At 69.0% G+C, this 11,862-nt stretch carries 10 protein-coding genes; 4 read left to right on the top strand and 6 right to left on the bottom strand.

Annotated elements, in window-relative coordinates:
- The first annotated feature begins 57 nt into the window (after positions 1-57).
- Entirely contained in the window at positions 58-1,563 is a 1,506-nt protein-coding gene (locus tag E1161_RS23280) for an aldehyde dehydrogenase (NADP(+)) (RefSeq protein ID WP_132626774.1), read from the top strand.
- A gap of 51 nt (positions 1,564-1,614) precedes the next feature.
- Here E1161_RS23280 and E1161_RS23285 read toward each other — a convergent pair whose 3' ends face one another.
- Positions 1,615-2,430, bottom strand: a complete 816-nt coding sequence (locus tag E1161_RS23285; RefSeq protein ID WP_132626776.1) for a putative RNA methyltransferase — start codon at positions 2,428-2,430, stop codon at positions 1,615-1,617.
- 135 nt (positions 2,431-2,565) lie between these two features.
- Here E1161_RS23285 and E1161_RS23290 point away from each other — a divergent pair, with 135 nt between their 5' ends.
- Entirely contained in the window at positions 2,566-3,966 is a 1,401-nt protein-coding gene (locus tag E1161_RS23290) for a lipase maturation factor family protein (RefSeq protein WP_132626778.1), read from the top strand.
- An 8-nt stretch (positions 3,967-3,974) separates the two neighbouring features.
- Here the strand turns inward: E1161_RS23290 and E1161_RS23295 are convergent, their stop codons facing one another.
- The 5 genes from E1161_RS23295 to E1161_RS23315 form a co-directional block, all read right to left on the bottom strand.
- Positions 3,975-4,457, bottom strand: a complete 483-nt coding sequence (locus E1161_RS23295) for a VOC family protein (protein ID WP_132626780.1) — start codon at positions 4,455-4,457, stop codon at positions 3,975-3,977.
- A 68-nt stretch (positions 4,458-4,525) separates the two neighbouring features.
- Positions 4,526-5,755: an SAM-dependent methyltransferase gene (locus E1161_RS23300; protein WP_132626782.1), complete on the bottom strand. Its 1,230-nt coding sequence runs from the start codon at positions 5,753-5,755 to the stop codon at positions 4,526-4,528.
- 42 nt (positions 5,756-5,797) lie between these two features.
- A complete protein-coding gene (locus E1161_RS23305) occupies positions 5,798-7,177 on the bottom strand; it encodes an FAD-binding protein (RefSeq protein WP_132626784.1) in 1,380 nt (459 codons plus the stop codon).
- Positions 7,178-7,738: 561 nt separating this feature from the next.
- On the bottom strand, positions 7,739-8,704 hold the full coding sequence (locus E1161_RS23310; protein ID WP_235875247.1) for an adenylate/guanylate cyclase domain-containing protein: 966 nt from the start codon (positions 8,702-8,704) through the stop codon (positions 7,739-7,741).
- A complete protein-coding gene (locus tag E1161_RS23315) occupies positions 8,685-9,137 on the bottom strand; it encodes a universal stress protein (RefSeq protein ID WP_132626786.1) in 453 nt (150 codons plus the stop codon). Before E1161_RS23315 ends, E1161_RS23310 begins: the two co-directional genes overlap by 20 nt.
- A gap of 247 nt (positions 9,138-9,384) precedes the next feature.
- Here E1161_RS23315 and E1161_RS23320 point away from each other — a divergent pair, with 247 nt between their 5' ends.
- Together E1161_RS23320 and coaA are read left to right on the top strand one after the other, a co-directional pair.
- Positions 9,385-10,812, top strand: a complete 1,428-nt coding sequence (locus E1161_RS23320) for an amino acid permease (protein WP_235875248.1) — start codon at positions 9,385-9,387, stop codon at positions 10,810-10,812.
- 192 nt (positions 10,813-11,004) lie between these two features.
- Positions 11,005-11,862 (top strand): type I pantothenate kinase (coaA, locus tag E1161_RS23325; protein ID WP_132626788.1); only part of this gene is annotated, 858 nt, incomplete at its 3' end.

The following is an 11,862-nucleotide window of genomic DNA, read 5'->3' on the forward strand; positions in this document are numbered from 1 at the left end:
CCCATGCGCAATGTCGAACACCGTGCGGTTCACCGGTTGTCCGGCGTACTACGGTGGATGTGGACCTCTCCCGATCGCGCAAAGGATGGGACGTTGACCGCGACGCAGATCCCGGACACCACCCGAGCTGAACTCGACGCCGCGCTGCAGCGGGCCGCCGACGCCGCCGAGCCCTTCGGCGAGCAGGCCCCGGCCGAGCGCGCCCGCCAGCTGCGGGCCGTCGCCGACGCCCTGGACGCGGCGGCCGGTGAACTGATCCCGCTGGCCCTCGACGAGTCTCACCTGTCCGAGGCCCGACTGACCGGTGAGCTCAAGCGGACCACCTTCCAGCTGCGCCTGTTCGCCGACACCGTCGAGCCCGGCGACCACCTGCGGGTCACCTTCGACCGAGCCGACCCGGACTTCGCGCTGGGCCCCAAGCCGGACCTGCGGCGGATGATGCTGCCGGTGGGCCCGGTGCTGGTGTTCGCCGCCAGCAACTTCCCCTTCGCGTTCTCCGTCGCCGGTGGTGACACCGCCGCAGCGCTCGCGGCCGGCTGCCCGGTGGTCCTCAAGGGCCACCCCGGTCACCCGGAGCTGTCGTTGCGGACCGGTGAGATCGTCGCCGAGGCGCTGCGCTCGGCAGGCGCGCCGGAAGGCGCGTTCAGCGTCGTGCTCGGCTTCGACACCGGCGCGGACGCGCTGCGAGACGAGCGGATCAAGGCGGCCGCGTTCACCGGTTCGGTGCCGGCCGGGCGCGCGCTGTTCGACATCGCCAACTCGCGGCCGAAGCCGATCCCGTTCTTCGGTGAGCTCGGCAGCCTCAACCCGGTGTTCGTCGCCCCGGGTGCCGTCGCCGCGCGCGGAACCGACATCGCCAAGGGCTACGTGACCTCCTACTCCGGCAACGCCGGTCAGCTGTGCACCAAGCCCGGCCTGCTGTTCCTGCCCGCCGACCACGGCCTGGAAGGCGCGCTCGCCGAGGAGTCGGCGGGCGTGGCGGCCCACCGGCTGCTCAACGAGCGGCTGCACGAGGGCTACTGCGGTCGGCGCTCGGTGGTCACCGACGTCCCGGGAGTGCGCGTGCTGACCGACGGCGCGAGCAACTCGGCAGAGGACGGGGCAGCGCCGACGCTGCTGGCCACTGACGTGGACACCCTGCTGGCCAACCGGGACGCGCTGCTGGAGGAGGTCTTCGGCCCGCTGTCCATCGTGGTCGCCTACGCCTCGGAGGACGAGGCCCGCCGCGCGGCCGAGGCGTTCGAGGGCAACCTCACCGCGACGGTCCACGCGGAGGACTCCGACACCGACTTCGTCGCCACGCTCCTACCGCGCCTGCGGGAACGCGCCGGGCGCCTGCTGTTCAACGGCTGGCCGACCGGCGTCGCCGTCTCCCACGCCATGCATCACGGCGGCCCCTACCCGGCCACCACGGACGCCCGCTTCACCTCGGTCGGCACGGCGGCCATCGACCGCTTCCTCCGCCCGGTGACCTACCAGGACGTCCCGCCGGCCCTGCTCCCCCAGCCCCTCCAAGACCAGAACCCGTGGAACATCCCGCAGGAGGTCCACGCGAGGGACTGAGAACCACGCCGCACGGGGCGCGCCACCACCGGGCGTCCCGTGCTTCGGCGCTCAGGGGCTTCGGCGGTAGCGGGCGACCGCGACCGCGGCCGTCGGCGTCACGGGTGAGGGCAGGGCTGCGATCTTGGCTTCGAGGGCTTCGGGCGTGGTGTGCCATGCGCTGGGCCCCATGGCCACGGCTGCCAGGGCCTCGGCGTGGGTCAGTTCGAGCCGGAACTCGACCGTGCGCCGCTCCAGCGGGGTGAAGTGACCTCGGAGCTGGTCGGCGAGGCGTTCCGGCTTGGACTCGTCGACGTTGAGCAGGTCCAGGCGGTCGACCAGGCCGGTCAGGTGACCGGGGTTGGGGATCACGACGACGAGCTCACCGCCGGGGCGCAGGATCCGGCGCATCTCCGACGCGTTGCGCGGAGCGAAGACGTTGAGGACGACACCCGCCGCACCGGTGCGGATCGGCAGCGGCTGCCAGGCGTCGGCCACCGCCGCGCCCATGCGCAGGTGCGCCTTGGCCGCCCGGCGGCACGCGTACTTGGAGGCGTCCAGGGCCACGCCGATCCGGTCGCCGAGGGCGCGGGCCAGGTAGAAGCCCGTGCCGGCCCCGATGTCGACCACCGGACCGTCACCGGTGACCGCTGACGCCACCGCCTCGGCGATCGGGTCGTAGTGCCCGGCGCCCAGGAACTCGGCACGGGCGGCGACCATCTCCGCGGTGTCACCGACGACCTTGCTGCGGCCCGAGAGCAGGCTGACGTAGCCCTGCCGCGCGAAGTCGAACACGTGGTTCGACGAGCACCGCAGCGAGTTCCCGCTGCGCTCCAGGTCGAGTCCGCAGTGCGGGCAGGCCAGCACCTCCACCACCTCGTCCAGCACAGCCCAGCCTCCACACACTTCGCAGATGCGCGATTCTAGGACCTGCTGAGGACCTGCTTGGCGGTGCGGGTCGCGGAACCCGAGCGACTCCGTGCATGTCAGGACTCGACGAGCAGTGCGGAAGGAGGCGCGGCGATGTGGCACTGGCTGAGCGCACCCGAGTACCAGGCGGCGAGGTTCGCCGTCACCCACCTGCTCGCCCTGATCTACCTGATCGGTTTCGTCTGCTTCCTGCGGCAGTTCCGCGGTCTGCTCGGCGAGCGCGGGCTGACGCCGGTCGCCCGGTTCGTCGACCGCGTGCCGTTCCGCCGGGCACCGAGCGTGTTCCACTTCCGCAGCTCCGATCGCTGGCTGGCGGGGGTGGCCTGGACCGGCATCGCCGCGAGCCTGCTCGCCCAGTTCGCCGACTTCGCTCCGGTGTGGGGCTGGATGCTCGTGTGGGCACTGCTGTGGGTGCTGTACTCGTCGATCGTCAACGTCGGCCAGGTCTGGTACGGCTTCGGCTGGGAATCGCTGCTGCTCGAAGCCGGTTTCCTGGCGGTCTTCCTGGGCCCGGCGCACGTCGCCCCGCCGGCGCCGGTGCTGTGGCTGCTGTGCTGGCTGCTGTTCCGCGTCGAGTTCGGCGCCGGGCTGATCAAGCTGCGCGGCGACTCCTGCTGGCGCGACCTCACGGCGCTGCACTACCACCACGAGACCCAACCGATGCCCGGTCCGCTGAGCCGCTGGTTCCACCTGCTGCCGCGCCCGCTGCACGAGGTGGAGGTGCTGGCCAACCACGGGACCCAGCTGGTCGTGCCGTTCCTGCTGTTCGCCCCGCAACCGGTGGCCACCGTCGCGGCGGCGACCATCGTCGTCACGCAGCTGTGGCTGATGGTGAGCGGCAACTTCGCCTGGCTGAACTTCCTGACCATCACCCTGGCGTTCGCCGCCGTCGGCGGGCCACCGGGCGCGCTCCCCGACCTGCCTGGCTGGTTCGCGGTGCTCGTGCTGGCGGTGACGGCGCTGTTCGCGGTGCTGGCGTACTGGCCGGTGCGAAACATGCTGGGGCGCGGTCAGGTCATGAACCGCAGCTTCAACCGGCTGCACCTGGGCAACACCTACGGCGCGTTCGGCAGCATCACCAGGGTGCGCTACGAGGTCGTGGTGCTCGGTGCGAGCAGCTCGGCGGGGCCGTGGTGGGAGTACGGGTTCAAGGGCAAGCCCGGCGACCCAGCGCGCAGACCTCCGCAGGTCGCGCCGTACCACCTGCGCCTGGACTGGCTGATGTGGTTCGTGGCCATCAACCCGTCCTACGGACGCGCCTGGTTGCCCCGGTTCATGGCGGCTCTGCTCCGCGGTGAAGCCCCGGTGCTGGCGCTGCTCCGCCACAACCCGTTCCCGGACGAACCGCCGAAGCTGGTCAAGGCCGACCTCTACCGCTACCGCTTCACCAGCCGCGAGGATCGCCGGGAGACCGGGCACCACTGGAACAGGACCAGGTCCTCAGACCTGGTCCCGCCTCTGTCCCTCGACGACCTCGACGAACGTTCGGACTGAACCGCCCCTCACCCCAAGGCGGCGGCTTCGAGCTCGGCGATGTCGAACTTGCGCATCTCGAACATCTTCTTCATGGCGCGCTCGGCGACCGCGGGATCCGATGAGGTGATCAGCTCCATCAGGCGCCGAGGGGTGATCTGCCAGGACAGGCCGAAGCGGTCCTTGAGCCAGCCGCACGGCTGGTACTCGCCGCCCTCCCCCAGCACCTCCCAGAGCCGGTCGATCTCCTCCTGCGATTCGCAGGTGACCTCCAGCGAGAACGCCTCGGAGAGCTTGAAGACCGGGCCGCCGTTGATCGCCACCAACTTCAGCCCGGCCAGTTCGAACTGGACCACCAGCACGCCGCCCTGCTCTCCCGGCCCGGCTTCGCCGTTGTGCAGCACGTGCACGATGCGCGAGTCCGGGAACACCGAGCAGTAGAACTTGGCGGCGTCCTCCGCCTCGCTGTCGAACCACAGGTTGGGCGTGATCTTCTGGGTGAACTCGTACATGGGTCTGTCCCTTCGCGAAGAGAACCGGTGTGAAGGGGTAGACCCGGACGAGCGCCAGGACTAATCGGTCAGAACGCCGGGCGCAACGGCATGCGCGCGTCGGTGCCGTCGAGCTTGACGCCCAGCACCTGGTGCAACTGGATGTTGTTGCGCTCAAAACCGAGCCGGCAGGCGGCCATGTACAGCCGCCACACACGCGCCCGCGCGTGACCGGCCTCGGCCACCGCGGCCGACCAGTTGCGGTCGAGGTTCTCGCACCAGTGGGCCAGCGTCAGCGCGTAGTGCTCGCGCAGGTTCTCCTCGTGGCGCACCTCGAAGCCGTTGTCGTTCATCGCCGACACCAGGGTGCCGACCGGTTCGAGCTCGCCGTCGGGGAACACGTAGCGGCCGATGAACTTGCCCGTCCGCGCCCTCTGCTGACCGTGCGGACGGGTGATGCAGTGGTTGAGCAACCGGCCACCCGGCACCAGCTTGTTCTGCAGGAACGAGAAGTAGTGCGGCAGCTGCTTGAGACCGATGTGCTCGGTCAGGCCGATGGAGCTCACGGCGTCGAACCCGGTTTCCGGCACGTCCCGGTAGTCCATGTAGCGGACCTCGGCGAGGTCGGCCAGGCCACGTTCGGCGATGGCCTTCTGCGCCCACTGCGCCTGCTGCCGCGACAGCGTGACTCCCAGCCCGCGCACCCCGTAGTGCTCGGCGGCGTGCATGACCATGCCGCCCCAGCCGCAGCCCACGTCGAGCAGCCGCTGGCCTTCGGACAGGTCGAGCTTGCGGGCCACCAGGTCGTGCTTGGTGAACTGCGCCTGCTCCAGGGTGGCGTCCTGCTCGGGGTAGACCGCGCAGGTGTAGGTCATCGACGGGCCGAGGACGTGCTCGTAGAACCGGTTGGAGACGTCGTAGTGGTACGAGATCGACTGGCTGTCGCGGTGCTTGGAGTGCCGCCAGCCGCGCGAGCGGTGCTCGACCTCCGGCACCCGGACCGGCCACCAGAACCGGTACCCGGCCAGCTTGAAGAACAGTTCACGGCGCAGGTCCGCGGGCACGTCGTTGAGCGTCACCGACGGGAACGCCGCCAGCGCGCCGTACATGTCGCCGTGCACTTCCAGCGCGCCGCTGACGTAGGCGCGGGCGAGTCCCAGTTCACCGGGCGCGTTGGCCAGGTGCGAGAGCGCCAGCGGCGAGCGGACTTCCACGCACACATCGGCCCCGGCGGCCCCGGCTCGGCTGCCGTCGAAGGCTCGGATCTCCACCGACAGGTCGCCGCCGAGAATCCGCTCGAACACCCCTGCCCATCCCATCAGAGGGTCTCCTCTCCAATTTGATGTGTCGTCTGCCGCGAGTCAGCGCTCGCGAACGCACTTCTCGTACAGCCCCGGCAATCGGTCCTTCGGGTCGTAGGTGTCCTTCAGCCGCTGGTAGGCCGGTCGGTTGTAGAGCCGCCAGAACTCGTCCTCCTCGAAGTAGGAGTCGGAGTACAGCGACTTGTGCCCGTCGAGCTCGGTCACCTTCCGCTCGATCGCGCGGTTGTGCCTGCCCGGCGCCTCGCCGGGGCGCAGCGGCACCGTCGCCCAGAACCCGACGTTGACGTAGAGGGTGTCGGGGTCCATCGGGTACAGCGACCAACCCTCGCGGTCGCGCAGCCGCACAGGGCACAGCCAGATCGGCGAGATGCCGATGTCGCGGTGGAAGAACTCCAGGAACTCCGGCAACCGCTGGACCGGGATCTCGACGTCCTGGATCACGGGTTCGTTGAGGCCCTTGCCCTGCAGCACGGCGAGCCGGTCGGTCACCGAGTGCCGCCGGTCCCAGGCGACGATCCGCCGGTAGACGTCGGAGCGCTTGTACTTCGCCGGCCAGAAGCGGCGGACCAGCGGGTGCTGCACGCCGATCGCCCGCGAGCACCAGAACCAGTCGGTGTCCCAGCGCCACAGGTAGTCGTGGATGCTCAGGTGGTCGGTGCGGCGTTGCTGCACCGACCGGTAGTAGATCTGCTCACCGGTGTAGTCGCTGGTGAACGGCGCGGAGTCCACGTAGGACCCGAGGGTGAGGTAGTGCTCGGTCGGCGTGAACACGGTCCCGTCGACGAAATCGACTCGCTCGCCGTCGAATTCACCGTTCGCGCAGATCCTGGTGATCGCCTCGGTGCACTCGGCGGCGGAGGCGAACGGGATGTGGCGGAGCTTGACGTAGGGCTTGACCTCCTCCAGCTCGATCTCCAACCGCAGCGCGTAGCCCAGCGTGCCGTAGGAGTTGGGAAATCCCCGGAACAGATCCGCGTGCTCGTTGTCCGGTCGCGCCACCACCACCGAACCGTCTCCGGTGAGGATTTCCACCTCGCGCACCGACTCGTGCGGCAACCCGTTGCGGTAGGAGGTCGACTCGATTCCCAGCCCGGCAACCGCGCCGCCCAGCGTGATGGTCTTGAGCTGCGGCACCACCTTCGGGATGTGCCCGGTGGGCAGCAGCGCGTCCACGACCTGCTCGTAGGTCGCCATGCCCTGGACCTGCGCGGTTCCGGCTTCGGCATCGACGTCGAAGACCTTGGTGAACCGGCCGACGTCGAGCCCCTGGGAGTCAGAGGGAGCGCGGAACCGGAAGAGGTTCGAGGTGGGTTTGGCGAGCCGGACCGGTGCACCGGTCGGCAGTTGTGCGTATTGCGCGACCAGCTCGGCCACGTCGTCGGAATGCTCGCCGCTCATCGGCGTTACCCGATCCGCCATACCACGACCGTAATGCCGGATCCGGTCTCAAGCACCCTTCAAACAGGGCTCCGCACCCTCCCGCAAGCCGACGAACAGCCCAAAACCCGCTCGCGAAGGGCGGTTCCGCGATCTTCGGTGTCCCCAAAAGCGCAGGTTGGAGCTACGAGCGGGGCGTCGCCCCACACACTTGCGTGATACATGCAAGTTCAGCGATATCTCGATCACATCCGCTGCGCTCGGAAGTCGTGCGGCCTGAGGCTCCACCGCGCGGCGGAGGCCCATTGCTGCGAGCGGGCGATACCCACCCGCACAGCCGAGCCGCAGGAGTGGTCGCCTCAGCCCGTTCAGGGATGCGGCCTGCTCAGGAATGTGGCGCAGCCGCTGCCCCAGGTGTGGAACTCACTGTGTCGTTCCTCCGTGCTCCTCTGCCCTTCGGGGTGGACGCCGCGACGCCGAGTCCACCCCGGGCAAGCGCCAGGCATCACCAGTGGCGCCAGGCCCAGAGGACAGCTGCGCTCTCCCGTTCGGGTGTTTCCGCCCGCACCGCCGAGCAGGATGAGCTCGGCAACAGCACAGCGCCTAGCGGCGCTTGAGGGCCCACGCGCGCAAGCCCCGGAAGCTCTGCACCTTCGTGGGCCCCACCGAGATGAGCTTGTAGCCCTCGTGGCCGCGCAGCGCGGCGGCCATCTCGCGGTCGATGAGCACCGAGGCGGGACGGGCGACCGAGGTCAAGCGGCTGGCGATGTTCACCGTCGAGCCGTAGACGTCGCCGAAGCGCGCCAGCACCGGTCCCCGCGCAAGGGCGATCCGCAGCGGCGGCAGCAGGTCGTTCTCGGCGATCTCCTCGTTGAGGGTCAGCGCGATCTCCGCGCCCTCCTGCGGGCTGTCGGCCACGAACAGGACCTCGTCGCCGACGGTCTTGATGACGCGGCCGTGGTTCTGGGCGACCACACCGCCCGCCAGCGACTCGAAACCGTCGATCAGGCGGGTCAGCTCCAGCTCGGTGAAGTCGCGGATCAACCGCGTGTAGCCGACCAGGTCGGCGAACCCCACGACCTGCACGCGCTCGTCGATGCCGGGATCGCGCTCGTCGAGCTCGCGGGCCACGGTGGCGGCCAGGTGCCGCCGCCACACGTAGTCCTGCATCTTCTCCATGACCGGCACGATCGCCGCCGCCACCTCGGTGGTGGTGTCCACATCGGTGGCGAAGCTCTGCCCCAGCAGCGACTTGAACAGCCCCGTCTGCCACTCGGCCAGCCGCGACATGGTTTGCGCGAGCGAACGCGCCACCGCGGATTCGAGCTCGTCGGGGATCACGTCCGCCGACACCAGCGACACCAGAGCGCGCAGCGCCGCGACGTCAGCGTCGGTGAAGATCACCTCGTCCGAGTCGACGTGCGCGAAGCCCATCGCCTGCCACAGCTGTTCGGCGCGTTCCAGGGGAACGCCGGACACCTCGGCGATCTCGCCCTTGGTGTACTGGGGCGGCGAACCGAGGAGGATCTCCTCGATTCGCCGAATCCGGTCATCGCGACGTTCGGACAACGAGCACGTCGCAATCAGCTCGTCGGGACACCTCGGACGGGACCGAACCGAGTATGCGCCCCTTGAGGGTGTTGAGCCCTCGGCTACCCACGACCAGCAGGTCGGCTCCGTGCTTGTCGGCCGCGCCCAGCAGCACCGAGACCGGCTCGCCGACGGTGGCGACGGTCTCGACATCGGTCGCACCGGCCTTGCGGGCGGTGTCCGATGCCGTCTGCACCGTGTCGTGGGCCGGAGCCGAACCCATGACCTGGAACGCCTCGTCGCCGAGCTGATCGGCGGCCCGTTCCAGCTCCTTCGGGTCGGTCGGGTAGTAGGCGCAGACGATCACCAGCCGTGCCGACGAGGCGCTGGCGACCTCGGCGGCCCGGCCGACCGCGCGCAGCGAAGGCGCGGAGCCGTCCGTTCCCACGACGACGGTGCGATAACTGGACATCGCTCTCCCACTTCCTTTGGGGCCGGCATTTCGACGCTCCGGGTGAGAACACTAACGATCGAGGACGGCCGCAGTCACGGCCCGTGCGCGGAGCCCTCCACCAGTGCCCCACGCCATGGTGACCGACCAGGCCTGTTGTGCCGTTCGACAACCGTCTCCCGGAACTGTCGTCCAACAGCACAGCGCGACAACTCGATCAAGCGGCGTACGTTTCGCCGCAACCTGTGGTTCGAACAATGGAGTCGACGTGCCAGCACCTAGCCTGCAACCCGGGCGGGGAATATTTCGCCGCAAGCCCATCGAGACCATCACCTCGGACGCCGAGGAAACAGGTCTGAGCAAGTCCCTGGGCTTGTGGCAGCTCACGGCCATCGGCGTCGGCGGCATCATCGGCGCCGGGATCTTCTCGCTGGCCGGCGCGGTCGCCAACGAGAAGGCCGGGCCCGCCGTGCTGATCTCGTTCCTGATCGCCGGCATCGCCAGCGCCGCCGCAGCGTTCTCCTACGCCGAGTTCGCGGGCATGATCCCCAAGGCGGGCTCGGCCTACACCTACGGCTACGCCGTGCTCGGTGAGGTCGTCGGCTGGCTGATCGGCTGGGACCTGCTGCTGGAGTACACCGCGATCGTGGCAGTGGTGGCCATCAGCATCTCCGGGTACTTCAACGAAGTGGTCGGCTACCTCGGCATCGACCTCCCTGTGTGGATGCTCGGAGCACCGGGCACCGAGGAGGAGGGCGTCGCGCCCGGCAGCTACAAGATCAACCTCTTCGCCGTGCTGCTGTGCCTGTTCATCGCCTTCATGCTGAACCTGGGCATGAAGAGCGCCGCGCGGTTCGAGACCTTCCTGGTGTACCTGAAGGTCGCCGTGGTGCTGCTGGTCATCGGCGTCGGCGCCTTCTACGTCAACACCGGCAACTACACGCCGTTCTTCCCCTTCGGCGCGAGCGGGGCCATCACCGGTGCCGCGACGGTGTTCTTCGCTGTTTTCGGCTACGACGCCATGAGCACCGCTGCCGAGGAGTCCGAAGAGGCCCGGAAGCACATGCCCAAGGCGATCCTGTACTCGCTGGGCATCTCGATGGTGCTGTACGTGCTGGCCTGCCTGGTGCTGACCGGGATGATCCCGTTCGAGCAGATCAAGGGCGAGAGCGCGTTCGCCTCCGCCTTCACCGACGTCGGCCTGCCGATGCTCGGCGCGATCATCGGCGTGGGCGCGATCCTGGGCATCCTCACCGTGATGTTCACCTTCATGCTCGGCGTGACGCGCGTCGGCTACTCCATGAGCCGCGACGGCTTGCTGCCCGCGTGGTTCAGCAAGACCCACCCGGTGCGCAAGGTGCCCACCCGGTTCACCTGGCTGATCGGCATCGCCTCGGCGGTCATCGCCGGTCTGCTGCCCATCGGTGAGGCCGCGGAGCTGACCAACATCGGCATCCTGCTGGCGTTCGTGATCGTGTGCGCCGCGGTGATCGTGCTCCGCCACAAGCGCCCCGACCTGCCCCGCGAGTTCAAGACACCGGGCATGCCGGTGGTTCCTGCCATCGGCATCGCCTTCTCGATCTGGCTGGTGACGTTCCTGGCGTGGGAGACCTGGCTGCGGTTCGCAGGCTGGTTCGCCATCGGCCTGGTCATCTACTTCGCCTACGGCTACCGGAAGTCGAAGATGAACGCCTGATCGCGAGCACCGGGCCGGCGCGCGTTGCGCCGGCCCGGTGTTGATCGGTTGAGCTCATGTCTGCTGCGTCTCAGCGTGCACTGGATCACAGCGTTATCGGGTGCCGTATGCCTAGGGTTTTCGCTGGCGCCACCGGGGTTTTTCACGGTGCTGCCAGCAGTACGACCGGGCCTCGATGCTGAGGGGTGCTTTGTGACGCGCGTTCGCGAACTGAGCCCGTACGTGGAGCTGCACCGCGCGCAATGGCGGGAGCTGCGCGATTCGCTCCCCCTCCCGCTGAGCGAAGACGAACTGGTCGCGCTGCGCGGCCTCGGCGAACCGGTCGACCTCGACGAGGTCGCCGACGTCTACCTGCCGCTGTCCCGCCTGATCAGCCTGCAGGTCGCTGCCCGGCAGCGGCTGCACGAGAGCACCACGACGTTCCTCGGCGAGGACACCCACGGCACCAAGGTGCCCTTCGTCATCGGCCTGGCGGGCAGCGTCGCGGTCGGCAAGTCCACCACCGCCCGCATCCTGCGCACCCTGCTCGCCCGCTGGCCCGACCACCCGCGCGTGGACCTGGTGACCACCGACGGGTTCCTGCACTCGAAGACCGAGCTGGTCCGGCGAGGGCTGATGCACCGCAAGGGCTTCCCGGAGAGCTACGACCGGCGGGCGCTGCTGCGCTTCGTCACCGAGGTCAAGTCCGGGGCTCCCGAGGTCTCCGCCCCGGTGTACTCGCACGTCGCCTACGACATCCTGCCCGATGAGCGGCACGTGGTGCGCCAACCCGACATCCTCATCGTCGAGGGGCTCAACGTCCTGCAACCGGGTCCCAGCCTCACCGTCTCGGACCTGTTCGACTTCTCGATCTACGTCGACGCCCGCACCGAGCACATCGCCCGCTGGTACACCGACCGGTTCCTGGCGCTGCGCAGCACGGCCTTCGCCGACCCGAAGTCGCACTTCCACCACTTCGCCGAACTGACCGACTCCGAGGCGCGCGCCGAGGCCGACCACCTCTGGCGCACCATCAACGAGCCCAACCTGGTGGACAACATCCTGCCCACC

Origin of the sequence: Saccharopolyspora aridisoli, assembly GCF_004348445.1 — a bacterium.
GTDB lineage: Bacteria > Actinomycetota > Actinomycetes > Mycobacteriales > Pseudonocardiaceae > Saccharopolyspora > Saccharopolyspora aridisoli.